Origin of the sequence: Streptomyces sp. NPDC050743 (assembly GCF_044456925.1) — a bacterium.
GTDB lineage: Bacteria > Actinomycetota > Actinomycetes > Streptomycetales > Streptomycetaceae > Streptomyces.
Map to the genome: position 1 here is coordinate 52094 of NZ_JBITGJ010000009.1, position 14951 is coordinate 67044.

The window sequence follows — 14951 nt, forward strand, 5'->3', positions numbered from 1 at the left end:
AAGATAACGAAACCTACCGCTCTACAGGTAACGGATGCACGATGGGAGGCACCTGCCCGGACGTCAACGAGGAGGCACCGCGATGGCGGGACCCCAGCCCACCCCGGCCGACACGGCCCGCGAGGCGGTCGTCGAGGCCGCTCTCGGCAAGCTCGACCTGGACGCCAAGGCGCGGCTGCTGGCTGGCCAGGACATGTGGACCCTGCCCGCGCTGCCGGAGATCGGCCTGAAGTCCCTCGTCATGTCCGACGGCCCGATCGGCGTCCGGGGCGTGCGCTGGACCGCCGACGACCCCTCCGTCGCCCTGCCCTCACCGACCGCGCTCGCCGCCACCTGGGACCCCGAACTCGCCCGCCGGGCAGGGGTGCTGCTCGCTCAGGAGGCCCGGCGCAAGGGCGTCCACGTCCTGCTCGCGCCCACCGTCAACCTGCACCGCTCCCCGCTGGGCGGCCGGCACTTCGAGTGCTACAGCGAGGACCCGTACCTGACCGGTGTCATCGGCTCCGGCTATGTCACCGGCGTCCAGTCCGGCGGGGTCGGCACCACCGTCAAGCACTTCGTCGCCAACGACGCCGAGACCGACCGCTTCACCGTCGACAACCTGGTCTCCGAACGCGCCCTGCGCGAGCTGTACCTCGCCCCGTTCGAGGCCATCGTCGAAAACGCCCATCCCTGGGGCATCATGACCGCCTACAACACGGTCAACGGCACGACGATGACCGAGCACCACTACCTGGTCAACGAAGTCCTGCGCGGCGAATGGGGCTTCGACGGGTTCAACGTCTCCGACTGGACGGCAGCCCGGGACACGGTCGGCGCCGTCAACGGCGGTCTGGACGTCGCCATGCCCGGACCGCGCACCGTCTACGGCGAGGCCCTCGCGCAGGCCGTCCGGGACGGCGAGGTCGCCGAGGCCACCGTCGACGCGGCCGTACGGCGCGTGCTGCGCCTCGCCGCCCGCGTGGGCATCCTGGAGGGCGCCGAGCCCGTCGTCACCGAGCTCCCGGAGACCGTCGACGGCATCGCGCTGGCCCGCGAGATCGCCGGCCGCTCCTTCGTCCTCGTCCGCAACGAGCACGACACCCTGCCCCTGAAGCCGAACGGCACGGTGGCCCTGATCGGCGCCGCCGCCCGCGACGCCCGCATCCTCGGCGGCGGCTCGGCCACCGTGTTCCCGGCCCGGATCGTCTCGCCGCTGGACGGCCTCACCGCCGCCCTGCCCGAGGGCACCCTCACCTACGCGGTCGGCGCCGACCCGGCCACCGAACTCGCCGCAGCCGACCGGGGATTCCGCCTGAAGGCCGTCTGCCGCGACGCCGACGGCGAGGTCATCGGTACTCGCTCGGCTCCGAACGGCCTGATCCAGTGGATGGGTTCGGACCTCCCCGAGGGCGTCACCCACGACGCCCTGCACACCGTCGAGCTGACCGGCACCTTCACCCCCCGCGCGACCGGCCCGCACACCTTCGGCGTCAAGGGCAGGGGCGCCTTCACGCTCACCATCGACGGGACGACGTACTACGACGACGTCCAGCGCCCCGACAAGGACGACCCCTTCGAGGCCTTCTTCGGCGCCCCCGTACCCCGCGCCCAGGCCGAACTCACCGCCGGCGAACCGGTCGACGTCTCCCTCACCCACGTCGTCCAGGTCCCCGACGACATCCCCATGAAGGCCGTCACCTTCGCGCTCGCCCACGCCGAGCCGCAGCGCGACGCCGACGAGCTGATCGCCGAGGCCGTCGAGGCGGCGCGGAACGCCGACACGGCCGTCGTCATGGTCGCCACCACCGACCGCGTCGAGTCCGAGGGCTTCGACCGTACGGACCTCAGGCTCCCCGGCCGCCAGGACGACCTGGTCCGCGCGGTCGCCGCCGCCAACCCCGACACCGTGGTCGTGGTCAACTCCGGCTCCCCGGTGGAGCTGCCCTGGCGCGAGGACGTCGCCGCCGTCCTGCTCGGCTGGTTCCCCGGCCAGGAGGGCGGCGCCGCCCTGGCCGACGTCCTCACCGGCGCCCAGGAGCCCGGTGGCCGGCTCCCCACCACCTGGGGCTCCCTCGCCGACGCCCCGGTCACCCAGGTCGTCCCGACCGACGGCGAACTCGCCTACACGGAGGACCTGTTCATCGGCTACCGCGCCTGGGAGCGGGCCGGCCGCACCCCGGCCTACCCCTTCGGCCACGGCCTCGGCTACACCGACTGGACCTACGAGTCCCTGGACGTCGACGGCACCACCGCGCGCGTCCGCCTCCGCAACACGGGCGAGCGGCCCGGCCGCGAGGTCGTCCAGATCTACGTCTCCCCGGCCGAGCCCGACCCCGCCCGCCCGGCCCGCCGGCTCGCCGGCTTCGCCTCCGCCGAGGCCGGCCCCGGCGAGAGCGTCGAGGTGACCGTCGCCCTGCCGCGCCGCGCCTTCGAGGTCTGGGACGAGACGGCGAACACGTGGGCGTGTGTGAAGGGTTCGTACGAGATCGCCGCCGGACGCTCGATCGCGGACCGCAGGCTCACCGCGCCGATTAACGTCTGATCCGGGACAAGTCCCCCACGGGCAGCCCCGGTCCGGTACCTGACAACCGGACCGGGGCTCGTCGCCTCCAGGCCCGTATGGCAGACTCCCGGGCCGCGAAGACCGGAAGACACCGGGCACGGCACGGGGGAGAGACATCGTGTATCCAGGCCAGCAGCCGGGGCCGCACGGCCGGCAGCAGCCGGCGGGACCGTACGGACAGCCGCCGCAGTACCAGCAGCCGTATCCGCAGCAGCCGTATCCGCGACAGCCGTACGCGCCGCAGCAGCCGTACCCGCCTCACCAGCCGTACCCGCCGCAGCCGTACCCGCCTCACCAGCCGCACCCGCCGCAGCAGTCCCCGCAGCCGCCCGCCCAGTACGTCGGCGAGGGCCGGATGCGGCTGGACCCGAACCTCACCCCCGCCCAGCGTGATCTGGCGCTGAAGATACAGGCGAAGTCCAAGCCCATGGCCTACGGCATGGTGCTCGGCATTCCGCTCACCTTCGGCGGAGTCCACTACGGCATCACCCAACAGCCCCTCGGATTCGTCGCGGCGCTCGCCGGACTGGCCCTGCTGGCCTTCGGTGTCTTCTCCCTGATGCAGATGCAGGCCCTCAAGCGGCAGCTGCGGCTCATCACGGCGGACGCCTGGCGTTCCCCGGCCGCGCATCTGCCGGGCGCCCGCAAGGCCGCCACGCAGGCCGCCTATCTCAACGGCCTGCTGGTCCTGCTGTCCCTCGCCGCGACCGGCTACCTGCTCTACAAGGGCGCGGGCTGGGGCGCCTACGGCAACTCGCTGGGCTTCGGCGCGCTGATGCTGGGCGCGGCCCTGCCCTTCGGGATGGCTGTGGCCGCCGTGACGACCATTCCTCAGCTGCTCCAGGTGATCCCGGCCGGGGCGAAGGTCGGGCGGAGCCTGTACTCGATCATCTTCCTGCTGGCCATGACGGCTACGGGGGAAGGGATCAAGGGAGCCTCGATCGGGCCGGTCGTGGGCGGGGGCCTGACGCTGCTGATCTGCGGCGGTGCGATGTCCCTGTTAGGCAAGGCGGCCAAGCGGATGCGGGGGGAGGCGTGAGGGCGCGTCGGCCGCCCGCGGCTAGCAGACCCCGAACCCGTACACCGTCTCCGAGCGGAACACCTCGCCCGGCCTGAGCACCGTGCTCGGAAACTCCGGGCGGTTCGGGGAGTCCGGGAAGTGCTGGGTCTCCAGGGCGATGCCGTCACCCGGGGCGAACGGTTCGCCGAGGTGGTCGGCGGTGTACAGCTGGAGGCCCGGCTCGGTCGTCGCCACGGTCAGGGTGCGGCCGGAGGCCGGGTCGTGGAGCTCGGCGACCTCCTCCGGGGCGGCCGTCACGCCCTTGTCCAAGGCGAAGTTGTGGTCGTAGCCAGAGCCGACCTTGCGGGAGGTGCGGAAGTCGAAGCGGGAGCCGGTGACGTCCTGCAGGGCACCCGTCGGGATCAGGTCCGCGTCGACCAGGGTGTAACGGGAGGCCGCGAGCCGCAGTTCGTATCCGCCCGCATGGCCCGCTCCGGCCAGGTTGAAGTAGCTGTGGTTGGTGAGGTTGATCACGGTCGGCGCGTCCGTGACCGCCTCGTAGGCGATCCGCAGCGCGCCGGATGCGTCCAGGGCGTAGGTCGCCGTCACGTCCAGGCGGCCTGGGAAGTCCTCCTCGCCGTGCGGGCTCACCCGGCTCAGCCGTACCCCGTGCTCGACGGTCTCCGCGGCCCACACCCGCTTGTCGAAGCCGGCCCTGCCGCCGTGCAGGGAGTTCGGGCCGTCGTTCGGCTCCAGGGCGTAGACCACGCCGTCCAGCGGGAAGCGGGCGTGCGCGATCCGGTTGGCGTACCGTCCGATCAGCGCGCCGAGGTACGGCTCCGGGTGCGTGACATAGCCGTCCAGGTCCGGGAAGCCCAGCACCACGTTCGCCGTCCGGCCCTCCCGGTCCGGCACCTGGACCGACCGCACGATCCCGCCGTACGTCAGGACCTCCACGCGTGTCCCGGCACGCTCCAGCGTCCAGCGGTGGACCTCGGTGCCGTCGGAAAGTGTGCCGAAAAGTTCGTTCATGTGGAAAACAGTAGGCGACGAGTCTCCTAGCCCACCGGATTGGCCGCGGTGATGGTCCGGTACGCGATCGCCGCGAGCCGCGCCTGACCGTCCTTGCTGGGGTGGAACCAGTCCCAGCGGCTGAGCTGGTCGGTGCCGAAGCGGTAGTCGTAGACCGCGCCTCCGTCGAAGCGGCAGCGGCTGTCCTTGGCGCAGACCTCCTTCAGCACCTCGTTGTACTCCACCACCCGCTGCTGCACCCGGTCCCGGCGCAGCATGGCCGCGCTGGTCAGATCGTCCGCGTCGGACAGCATCGACGGGCAGATGCCGAGCTTCCACACCTCCTTGCCCAGCGGATTGGTCCGCCCTTCGGACCACAGCCGCTTCAGGTTCGGCACGCTCGCCACGTACACCTGCGTCTTCGGCGACTGCGCGCGCAGGATGCGCAGCGCCTCCTCGAAGTCCGCGCGGAAACCGGCCACCGAGGTCATGGCCCGCGCCGAGGACCGGCAGGCGTCGTTCGCGCCCACCATCACCGTCACCAACTGCGGGTCGCGCGCCGCCGCCTGCGCCATCTGCTCGGGCAGGTCCGCCATACGGGCGCCGGTCACCGCGTAGTTCCGGCTGCGCTCCGCCGCGCCCGTGACCCCGAGCAGCCGCACCGCCAGGCTGTCCACCGCGGAGTCGCTGCCGGTCGCCCAGGACACCTCGGGGCAGTCCGACAGCACCGTGCACGCGTCGAAGCCGCGGGTGATGGAGTCGCCGACCGCGGCGATGGAGTCGGGGCTGCGGTTCCACACCGGCGCGGGTCCGGCCGCGCGCGCCTTGGTGCCCTCCGGCGCGGGCGCACTCCCGGCGCCGGTGTCGCACCCGGCGACGCCCAGCAAAGCGGCCGCCACGAGGCTGAGAGCGGCACGCGTACGGCTGCTCGGCTTCCGCATCCCCTGCTGATCCCCTCGTCGTCGAACCCGGCGCCACCGGGTCGTGGTCTGTGCTCCCTCCCATAACAACGCGCGAGGGTTCCCGACCGGGCGCCCTGGAACGGAGCACCCCCGTACAAGCGTCCCCTTGGGTGAATGGCGGAGGTTTCCTGACGCCGGGACCGACGGTACGTCACACTCCTTGCACCGCCGCAGGGTAGCCTCGCCATCAACGCGGCCCTCGTGCCGCTGCCGCCAGCCAGTCCGCAAGATGTCCCGCTCTGCCCGGAGGTTCCGGTGACGACACGTGGAGTTCTGTACGTGCACTCCGCGCCGCGCGCGCTGTGCCCGCACGTCGAGTGGGCCGTCGCCGGGGTGCTCGGCACGCGCGTCAACCTCGACTGGATCCGGCAGCCCGCGGCCCCCGGCACCTGGCGCTCGGAGTTCTCCTGGCAGGGCGAGGCCGGTACGGCCTCCAAGCTGGCCTCGGCTCTGCGCGGCTGGCACCTGCTCCGCTTCGAGGTCACCGCCGAGCCCTGCCCGACCGCCGAGGGCGAGCGCTACAGCTGCACCCCCGACCTCGGCATCTTCCACGCCGTCACCGGCATCCACGGCGACATCCTCATCCCCGAGGACCGCCTGCGCGCGGCCCTGATCCGCTCCCAGCGCGGCGAGACCGACCTGGAAGCAGAGATCGCCAAGCTCCTGGGCAAGCCGTGGGACGACGAACTGGAGCCGTTCAGGTACGCCGGCGAGGGCGCACCGGTGCGTTGGCTGCACCAGGTGGTGTGAGTTCTCCTGCCGGGCTTCTCCGTATCCGGGCACGAGAAAGGGCCCCTGCCGCTCGGCAGGGGCCCTTTCCCACGTTCTCAGATCGTCCGGAACGCCAGGACCACGTTGTGCCCGCCGAAGCCGAACGAGTCGTTCAGCACGGCGACACGCCCCTCGGGGAGAACCCGCGCCTCGTCGCGCACGACGTCCGCGTTGACCTCGGGGTCGAGCTCGCCGATGTTGATGGTCGGCGGAGCCGTACGGTTGACCAGCGCCAGGATCGACGCCACGGTCTCGATGCCACCGGCACCACCCAGCAGGTGACCGGTCATCGACTTCGTCGCGGAGATCGCCATGTGGTCGACGTCGTCGCCGAACACCTTGCGCAGCGCCTTGATCTCGGCCACGTCGCCCTGCGGCGTCGACGTGGCGTGCGCGTTCACGTGCACGATCTCGGCCGGCTTCAGGTCCGTGTTGTCCAGCAGGTTCTGCAGCGCGTGCGCGATCCCGTTGCCGGACGGCTCCGGCTGCGTGATGTGGTGGCTGTCGGCGGAGATGCCCTGGCCGACGGCCTCGACGTAGATCCGGGCGCCGCGGGCCTTGGCGTGCTCCTCGGACTCCAGGACGATCACGCCGGCACCCTCACCGAGCACGAAACCGTCACGGCCGGAGTCGTAGGGACGGGAGGCGCCCTGCGGGTCGTCGTTGTTCTTGGACATCGCCATCATGTTGCCGAACGCGGCGATCGGCAGCGGGTGGATGGCGGCCTCGGTACCACCGGCCACGACCACGTCCGCACGCCCGGTGCGGATCATCTCGATCGCGTACCCGATGGCCTCCGCGCCCGAGGCGCAGGCCGAGACGGGGGTGTGCACACCGGCGCGGGCGCCCAGCTCGATGCCGACGTTGGCCGCCGGGGAGTTGGGCATGAGCATCGGCACGGTGTGCGGGGAGACGCGGCGTACGCCCTTCTCCCGGAGGATGTCGTACTGGTCCAGGAGCGTCGTCACGCCGCCGATGCCGGAGGCGATGACCGCACCGAGACGGTCGGGGTTCACGGAGGCGTCCTCACCGGCCCTTGCGGTGAAGCCGGCGTCCTTCCAGGCCTCCTGGGCGGCGATCAGCGCGAACTGCGCCGAGCGGTCCAGCTTGCGGGCCTGCGGCCGGGGGATGATCTCGCCCGGCTCGACGGCGATCTGCGCTGCGATGCGGACCGGCAGGTCGGCCGCCCACTCCTGCTCCAGAAGGCCGACACCGGACTTGCCGGCGACCAGGGCCTCCCAGAACGAAGCTGCGTCGCCACCCAGCGGTGTGGTTGCGCCGATACCGGTGACGACCACGGTGCGATTGGTCGGGCTCACGGGAATTCTTTCTCCAACGGATGCGGGATTCTACGGCGCCACCGCCGGGTGGCGGGGCCTTGCAGCCAGGGGCCTAAGGGGTGGCTCAGGCCTGGTGCTTAAGGATGTAGTCGGTCGCGTCGCCGACGGTCTTGAGGTTCTTGACGTCCTCGTCCGGGATCTTCACGTCGAAGCGCTCCTCGGCGGCGACGACGACCTCGACCATGGACAGCGAGTCGACGTCCAGGTCGTCGGTGAAGGACTTGTCCAGCTGGACGTCCTCGGTGGGGATCCCGGCGATCTCGTTCACGATCTCGGCGAGACCGGCGACGATCTCTTCCTGAGTGGCGGCCATGTCAGGCGCTCCTTCTTCGATGTTCCAGACGGTTTGTGGCAATTGTTGCCGTGCCCGATCCCGAGATCCGGCACGGAGTGCCTAGGGGAGGGTAACGACCGTTGCGGCGTAGACGAGACCCGCCCCGAATCCGATGACGAGCGCGGTGTCGCCGCTCTTCGCCTCCCCGGTCGCCAGGAGCCGCTCCATCGCGAGCGGAATCGAGGCGGCCGAGGTGTTGCCGGTGGTGCGGATGTCACGGGCGACCGTGACGTGCTCCGGCAGTTTGAGGGTCTTCACCATCGAGTCGATGATCCGCACGTTGGCCTGGTGCGGGATGAAGACGTCCAGCTCTTCCGGGCTGATCCCGGCCGCGTCCAGCGCCTGCTGGGCGACCTTCGCCATCTCGAACACGGCCCAGCGGAACACCGCCTGGCCCTCCTGCGTGATGGCGGGGAACTTGACGTTGCCGTCGCTGTCGAGCGGCAGCTCGGAGACGTCGCCGATCCGGAACCGGTCCCACGGGACGGTCTGCTTGATCGTCTCGGCCTTGTCGCCCTCGGAGCCCCACACGGTCGGGCCGATCGCCGGCTCCTGCGAGGGGCCGACGACGACCGCGCCGGCGCCGTCGCCGAACAGGAAGGCCGTGGCCCGGTCCTCCAGGTCGGTCAGGTCGCTGAGCCGCTCCACGCCGATCACGAGCACGTAGTCGGCGGAACCTTCCACCACCATGCCCTTGGCGAGGGTCAGGCCGTAGCCGAAGCCCGCGCAGCCGGCCGAGATGTCGAAGGCCGCGGCCTTGTCGGTGCCCAGCTTGTCGGCGATCTCGGTGGCGATGGCCGGGGTCTGGCTGAAGTGCGAGACCGTCGAGACGACCACGGCACCGATCTGCTCGGCGCCGATGCCGGCGGCAGCGATCGCCTTGCCGGAGGCCTCGATCGCCATCGCGGCCACGGTCTCCTCGGGGCCGGCCCAGTGCCGGGTCTCGATGCCGGAGCGCGAGCGGATCCACTCGTCGGAGGAGTCGATCTTCTCGAGGATCACCTCGTTGGGCACCACCCGCGTCGGCCGGTAGCCGCCGACACCGAGGATGCGCGCATACGGGGCGCCCTTGCTGGGCTTGATCTTCGCCATGTACGGCTCCTTCAGGCGCCGGCGTGCTCGGTGATGAGCGCGCGGGCCGCGTCGAGATCGTCGGGGGTCTTCAGGGCCAGCGTCGTGACGCCGGGCAGCGCACGCTTGGCCAGGCCGGTGAGCGTGCCGCCGGGGCACACCTCGATGAGCGCGGTGACGCCCAGCTCCTTGAAGGTCTCCATGCACAGGTCCCAGCGCACGGGGTTGGCGACCTGGCCGACCAGCCGGTCCAGCACCTCGGCGCCGGTGGCGACGGCCCGGCCGTCCTTGTTGGAGACATAACGGACCCTCGGGTCGGCCGGGTCCAGCTCCGCGGCGGCCTTGGCCAGCGTCTCGACGGCGGGAGCCATGTGGTGGGTGTGGAAGGCGCCGGCGACCTTCAGCGCGACGACCTTGCGGACGCCCTCGGGCTTGTCCTGCTCCAGCGCGGCCAGCTGCTCCAGCGTGCCCGCGGCGACGATCTGGCCCGCGCCGTTGATGTTCGCCGGGGTCAGGCCCAGCTTCTCCAGGTGCGCCACGGAGGTCTCGGGGTCGCCGCCGAGCAGCGCCGACATGCCGGTCGCAGTGACCGCGGCGGCGTCGGCCATCGCCAGACCCCGCTTGCGGACCAGGCCCAGGGCGGAGGTGTCGTCCAGGACGCCCGCGAAGGCGGCGGCCGTGATCTCGCCCACGCTGTGGCCGGCCACGGCGTCCGGGGCGGTGTCACCCAGTGCCGCGGCGGACAGGATCCCGGCGGCGACCAGCAGCGGCTGGGCCACCGCGGTGTCACGGATGGCGTCGGCGTCGGCCTGGGTGCCGTAGTGGACCAGGTCCAGGCCGATGGCGTCCGACCAGGCGGCGACACGGTCGGTGGCGCCGGGCAGTTCGAGCCAGGGAGTCAGGAAGCCGGGCGTCTGGGCGCCCTGGCCGGGAGCGACGAGTACGAGCACTCTCACACTCTCTCTTGGGGACGGGCACAGCCGCCCGTGAGGACAGGGACGAAGAACACGAAGGGCTTTTGTGGGCCCCCGACAAAACCCTATGCCGAGGGTTCGCCGTCGACCAGACGCCCCAGGATGAGCGCGATCCGCAGCGTGAACGCGGATCGTACATCCGAAGGCGACCAACCGGTGACGTCTGTCACACGTCGGAGCCGGTAGCGCACGGTGTTCGGGTGAACGAAGAGCATCCGGGCCGCGCCTTCCAGGCTGCTCGCCTGTTCCAGATAGACACTCAGGGTTTCCAGCAGCGCTGAACCGGCCTCTTCGAGAGGTCTGTAGATCTCCTCCACCAACTGCTCGCGGGCGCTCGGATCGCCCGCGATCGCGCGCTCCGGCAGGAGATCGTCCGCCAGCACCGGCCGCGGCGCGTCCTGCCAGGCGGAACACGCCTTCAGGCCCGCGGCGGCGGCCTGCGCGGACCGCGTCGCGGCCAGCAGATCGGGTACGACGGGTCCCGCGACCACCGGCCCGGCGGCAAAGGGCCCGATCAGCGACCTGGCGACGGCGAGCGGATTGGAACTGCCGCCCGCGATGACGACGAGCCGGTCCCCGAGCACCCCGGTGAGCACCTGGAGCTTGGCGTGCCGCGCGGCCCGCCGGATGGCCTCGACGGTGAGCTCGCTGTCCCCGTCGGGCGCGGTCCCGAGCACGACACACACATGCTCCGGCGAGTTCCAGCCGAGCGCGGCGGCCCGGCTGACGGCCCCTTCGTCCGCCTCTCCGCTCAGCACGGCGTTGACCACCAGCGACTCCAGCCGCGCGTCCCAGGCACCGCGTGCCTCGGCGGCCTGCGCGTAGACCTGCGCGGTGGCGAAGGCGATCTCCCGGGCGTACACGAGCAGCGCCTCCCGCAGCACGCTCTCGTCGCCGGGCGCGGCCACCTCGTCGATCGCCGACTCCATGACCTCGATGGTGGTCCGCACCATCTCCACGGTCTGCCGCAGCGTGATGGCCCGGGTCAGCTCGCGCGGCGCGGTGCCGAACACGTCCGTGGAGATCGCCTGGGGCGCGTCCGGGTGCCGGAACCACTCGGTGAAGGCCGCGATGCCCGCCTGGGCCACGAGCCCGATCCAGGAACGGTTCTCCGGGGGCATGGCCCGGTACCACGGCAGGGTCTCGTCCATCCGCGCGATGGCCTGCGCGGCGAGGGAACCGGAGGACTTCTCCAGCCGCCTGAGGGTCGCGGCGTGCGGGTGGACGTCGAGTGCGTGGTGACCGGCGTGGGGCTCGTGGCTGCGGGATTCGGGTTCGGGCACGGGACAAGACTGCCTTATCCGGACGCCGGTGCGTGCCGCCGGGTCGGGCTCAGCCCTTGAGGCGGGGTCTACCGTGGTGCGCGTGATGGACGTACGGCGCGCGGACGAGCGCTACCCAGGGGGCGAGCCGGAGGCCGGGATCGAGTCGTGGCACGCCTTTTCCTTCGGCCCCCACTACGACCCCGGCAACCTCCGCTTCGGCGCGGTCATCGCCTGCAACGAGGAGCGGCTCGCGCCCGGTGCCGGCTTCGACGAACACCCGCACAGCCACACCGAGATCGTCACCTGGGTCGTCGAGGGCGAACTGACCCACCGCGACTCCACCGGCCACGAGACGAAGGTCCGCGCCGGTGACGTCCAGCACCTCAGCGCCGCGGCGGGCGTCCGCCACGTGGAGCGCAACGACGGGTCGTCGCCGCTCACCTTCCTCCAGATGTGGCTGGCCCCACGGGAGCCGGGCGGGGAGCCGTCGTACCAGATCATCCCGGGGATAGCCGACTCCACGCCGTACGCGGTACCGGGGGCGGGAGCGATGCTGCACGTACGGCGCCTGACGGCGGGGGAGCGCACGGCGGTCCCGGACGCCGCGTTCGTCTACGTGCACGTGGTGCGGGGTGCCGTCCGACTGGGTGCGGAACGACTGGCCGCGGGCGACTCGGCACGGATCACCGGGGCGGAGGGCTGGGAGGCGGTGGCGGCCACGCCGGCTGAAGTGCTGTTGTGGGAGATGGGGGAGTAGGGGACGCTCCCGGCGATCCTCAGCCGCGCAGTTCGGCCAGCACCGCGTCCGTGAACACCGGCCACGCCTCGATCGCCCAGGGCCCGAACGCCCGGTCCGCCAGGGCGACACCGGCGACTCCCGCGTCCGGGTCGATCCACAGGAACGTACCCGACTGCCCGAAGTGCCCGAAGGTGCGCGGGGAGGAGGAACTCCCCGTCCAGTGGGGCGACTTGGAGTCGCGGATCTCGAAGCCCAGGCCCCAGTCGTTCGGGTTCTGGTGGCCGTATCCCGGAAGCACGCCCTTCGTCCCCGGGTACTGCACGCTCATCGCCTCCGCGACCGTCCGCGGATCCAGCAGCCGCGGCGCCTGCACCTCCGCCGCGAACCGCAGCAGGTCCGCGACCGTGGACACCGCGTCCTTCGCCGGCGAGCCCTCCAGCGTCGTCGACGTCATGCCCAGCGGGTCCAGCACCGCCTGCCGCAGATACTCGGCGAACGGGATGTCCGCCGCCTTGGCGATGTGGTCCCCGAGCTGCTCGAACCCGGCGTTGGAGTAGAGACGGCGCTCGCCGGGAGGCGCCATCGCCTTGTGCTCGTCGAAGGCCAGCCCGGAGGTGTGCGCGAGGAGGTGGCGGACGGTCGAGCCGGGCGGCCCGGCCGGCTCGTCCAGCTCGATCGCGCCCTCCTCGTACGCGACAAGCGCCGCATACGCGGCCAGCGGCTTGGTGACCGAGGCGAGCGGAAAGCGGTGCCCGAGGGGACCGTGCGTCCCGAGGACGGTCCCGTCGGCTCGTACGACACCCGCCGCCGCGGTGGAGACGGGCCAGTTCTCGATCGACGCCAGGCTGGTCAGGCTGTTCAACGACATGCCACCGAGCCTATGCGGCTCACAGCAGCAGCCGCATCGACGGGTCCGGGTCACGGGTGAAGCCGAGGGAGGCGTACAACGGCTCGGCCTCCGGGGAGGCGTTCAGCAGGACGTGGCCCGCGCCACGCTCCCGGAACCATGCCAGCAGCTCCTCCATGGCCGCGCGCGCGTACCCGCGCCGCCGGGCGTCCGGGTCGGTCGCGACGCTGAAGACGTGCCCGACCCGCCCGTGCGGATTCCCCGACTTCCCGATGCGGTACTCCAGCGTTCCGGCCACCAGCGCGGCCAGCGCCCCGGGCCGGTCCGGATGGTCCACGACGAAGGCGACGAAGTCACCGTCCGGCTCGGCCAGCCGCTTGCGCAGCGTCGGCAGCGACTCGGCATGCCAGTCCGTCGGCCCGCCGCCTCCCGCGCTCCACAGAGAGTCGATCATCACCTGCCGCAGACGCAGCAGTTCTTCGGCATCCTCGGGCAGGGCCCGGCGTGCAAGACTCATGCGCCGCACGTTAGTCAGGCGCCCCGGCCCGCGTCCCGCGGATTTCTTACCGGATCCGCTTGCTTGGAGTGCACTCCAACCCCATAGCGTGGAGGCCATGACGGTGATGCAGACCACGCCAGCCGACACCGCACGCACGGCCCCCGCAGACATCTGCGCCGCCCCGCCCAGACGCCATCCACGCCCCGACGGCCAGGACCGCTACACGATCAGCGAGGTCGTCGCCTTCACCGGCCTCACCGCGCACACCCTGCGCTGGTACGAGCGGATCGGCCTGATGCCGCACGTCGACCGCTCGCACACCGGGCAGCGGCGCTACAGCAACCGCGACCTGGACTGGCTGGACTTCGTGACCAAGCTGCGGCTGACCGGCATGCCGGTGGCGGACATGGTCCGGTACGCGGAACTGGTCCGGGAGGGCGAGAGCACCTACGGGGAACGGCGGGAGCTGCTGGAGTCGACCCGCCGGGACGTCCTGAACCGGATCGCCGAACTGCGGGACACGCTCGCCGTTCTCGACCGCAAGATCAGCTTCTACGCGATGGAGGGGACCACGCGATGACCGACGCCAGGATTCCGACCGTACGGCTCGGCGAGGACGGGCCGGAGGTCGGCGTACAGGGCCTCGGCTGCATGGGCATGAGCTTCGCGTACGGCCCCACGGACGCCGGCCAGGCGCGCGCCGCGCTGGAGCGGGCGCTGGAGCTGGGCGTGACGCTGTACGACACGGCGGACGCCTACGGCGCGGGCGAGAACGAGCGGTTCCTCTCCCCCTTCTTCAAGGCGCACCGCGACGAGGTGGTCATCGCCACCAAGTTCGCCCTGTCGATCCCCGAGGACGACCCGACCAGGCGGATCATCCGCAACGACGCGCCGTACATCCGCGAGGCCGTCGAGGCCAGCCTGAAGCGGCTCGACGTCGACGTGATCGACCTCTACTACATGCACCGCCGCGATGTGAACGTCCCCATCGAGGAGACCGTCGGCACGATGGCGGAGCTGGTGCGCGAGGGCAAGGTCAAGCACCTCGGGCTGAGCGAGGTCACCGCCGACGAGCTGCGCGCCGCGCACGCCGTGCACCCGATCGCGGCCGTGCAGTCGGAGTGGTCCCTGTTCAGTCGGGACATCGAGGCGAAGGTCGTACCGGCCGCGCGGGACCTGGGCGTGGCCCTGGTGCCGTACTCGCCGCTCGGCCGCGGCTTCCTCACCGGCTCCTTCACCGACGCCGAACAGGAGCTCACGGCCGGCGACTTCCGCCGGCAGCAGCCCCGCTTCACCGGCGCCAACGCGGCCGCCAACGCCGCCCTCCTGGAGCCGATCCGCGCGATCGCCGAGGCCCACGGCGCCACTCTCGGCCAGATCGCCCTGGCCTGGGTGCAGCAGCGGGCGGCGATCGACGCCCTCCCGGTGGTCCCCATCCCGGGCACCCGCAAGCCGAACCGGGTGGAGGAGAACGTGGCGGCGACGGCGATCGTGCTCGGCGACGAGGAACTGTCCCGACTGGAGCCGATCGTGGGCAAGGTGGCGGGCGGGCGCTACGCGGACATGTCGTTCACCTCCGCGGGCCGGGAATAG

15 protein-coding genes are annotated in these 14951 nt (G+C 71.7%); 6 read left to right on the top strand and 9 right to left on the bottom strand.

Annotation, left to right across the window (positions count from 1 at the left end):
- The first annotated feature begins 82 nt into the window (after positions 1-82).
- On the top strand, positions 83-2524 hold the full coding sequence (locus ACIBJF_RS12540; protein WP_399173674.1) for a beta-glucosidase: 2442 nt from the start codon (positions 83-85) through the stop codon (positions 2522-2524).
- A gap of 139 nt (positions 2525-2663) precedes the next feature.
- Positions 2664-3584 carry a hypothetical protein gene (locus ACIBJF_RS12545; protein ID WP_399173675.1) on the top strand — a complete coding sequence of 307 codons (921 nt, stop codon included), beginning with the start codon at positions 2664-2666 and terminating at the stop codon, positions 3582-3584.
- Between the two features lie 21 nt (positions 3585-3605).
- Here ACIBJF_RS12545 and ACIBJF_RS12550 read toward each other — a convergent pair whose 3' ends face one another.
- A complete protein-coding gene (locus tag ACIBJF_RS12550; protein ID WP_399173676.1) occupies positions 3606-4577 on the bottom strand; it encodes an aldose epimerase family protein in 972 nt (323 codons plus the stop codon).
- Between the two features lie 26 nt (positions 4578-4603).
- Positions 4604-5497 carry an SGNH/GDSL hydrolase family protein gene (locus tag ACIBJF_RS12555; protein ID WP_399173677.1) on the bottom strand — a complete coding sequence of 298 codons (894 nt, stop codon included), beginning with the start codon at positions 5495-5497 and terminating at the stop codon, positions 4604-4606.
- Between the two features lie 276 nt (positions 5498-5773).
- On the opposite strand from ACIBJF_RS12555, the gene ACIBJF_RS12560 reads away from it, so the two are divergent.
- Positions 5774-6268, top strand: a complete 495-nt coding sequence (locus tag ACIBJF_RS12560) for a DUF3145 domain-containing protein (protein WP_323374923.1) — start codon at positions 5774-5776, stop codon at positions 6266-6268.
- Positions 6269-6345: 77 nt separating this feature from the next.
- Here ACIBJF_RS12560 and fabF read toward each other — a convergent pair whose 3' ends face one another.
- The 5 genes from fabF to ACIBJF_RS12585 form a co-directional block, all read right to left on the bottom strand.
- Positions 6346-7608: a beta-ketoacyl-ACP synthase II gene (gene fabF, locus ACIBJF_RS12565; RefSeq protein WP_351798102.1), complete on the bottom strand. Its 1263-nt coding sequence runs from the start codon at positions 7606-7608 to the stop codon at positions 6346-6348.
- Positions 7609-7693: 85 nt separating this feature from the next.
- Entirely contained in the window at positions 7694-7942 is a 249-nt protein-coding gene (locus ACIBJF_RS12570; protein WP_018545314.1) for an acyl carrier protein, read from the bottom strand.
- A gap of 81 nt (positions 7943-8023) precedes the next feature.
- The gene (locus ACIBJF_RS12575; protein WP_399173678.1) at positions 8024-9055 is read right to left on the bottom strand and encodes a ketoacyl-ACP synthase III; all 1032 of its coding nucleotides are present in this window, start codon (positions 9053-9055) and stop codon (positions 8024-8026) included.
- An 11-nt stretch (positions 9056-9066) separates the two neighbouring features.
- Positions 9067-9984 (bottom strand): ACP S-malonyltransferase, encoded by a 918-nt coding sequence (locus ACIBJF_RS12580; protein WP_399173679.1) that lies wholly within the window; start codon positions 9982-9984, stop codon positions 9067-9069.
- Between the two features lie 89 nt (positions 9985-10073).
- Positions 10074-11291 carry a PucR family transcriptional regulator gene (locus ACIBJF_RS12585; protein ID WP_399173680.1) on the bottom strand — a complete coding sequence of 406 codons (1218 nt, stop codon included), beginning with the start codon at positions 11289-11291 and terminating at the stop codon, positions 10074-10076.
- Positions 11292-11376: 85 nt separating this feature from the next.
- Here ACIBJF_RS12585 and ACIBJF_RS12590 point away from each other — a divergent pair, with 85 nt between their 5' ends.
- Positions 11377-12030: a pirin family protein gene (locus tag ACIBJF_RS12590; protein WP_365325677.1), complete on the top strand. Its 654-nt coding sequence runs from the start codon at positions 11377-11379 to the stop codon at positions 12028-12030.
- 19 nt (positions 12031-12049) lie between these two features.
- Here ACIBJF_RS12590 and ACIBJF_RS12595 read toward each other — a convergent pair whose 3' ends face one another.
- Both ACIBJF_RS12595 and ACIBJF_RS12600 read right to left on the bottom strand, forming a co-directional pair.
- Positions 12050-12880, bottom strand: coding sequence for a serine hydrolase domain-containing protein (locus ACIBJF_RS12595; protein ID WP_399173681.1), 831 nt, complete (start codon positions 12878-12880; stop codon positions 12050-12052).
- 19 nt (positions 12881-12899) lie between these two features.
- Positions 12900-13376 carry a GNAT family N-acetyltransferase gene (locus tag ACIBJF_RS12600; RefSeq protein ID WP_356302944.1) on the bottom strand — a complete coding sequence of 159 codons (477 nt, stop codon included), beginning with the start codon at positions 13374-13376 and terminating at the stop codon, positions 12900-12902.
- A 97-nt stretch (positions 13377-13473) separates the two neighbouring features.
- Between ACIBJF_RS12600 and ACIBJF_RS12605 the strand changes: the two genes are divergently transcribed.
- Positions 13474-13938, top strand: coding sequence for a MerR family transcriptional regulator (locus ACIBJF_RS12605; protein WP_351798113.1), 465 nt, complete (start codon positions 13474-13476; stop codon positions 13936-13938).
- Complete coding sequence (locus tag ACIBJF_RS12610; protein WP_399173682.1) at positions 13935-14951, top strand: aldo/keto reductase; 1017 nt, start codon at positions 13935-13937, stop codon at positions 14949-14951. The genes ACIBJF_RS12605 and ACIBJF_RS12610 overlap by 4 nt, the downstream gene beginning before the upstream one ends.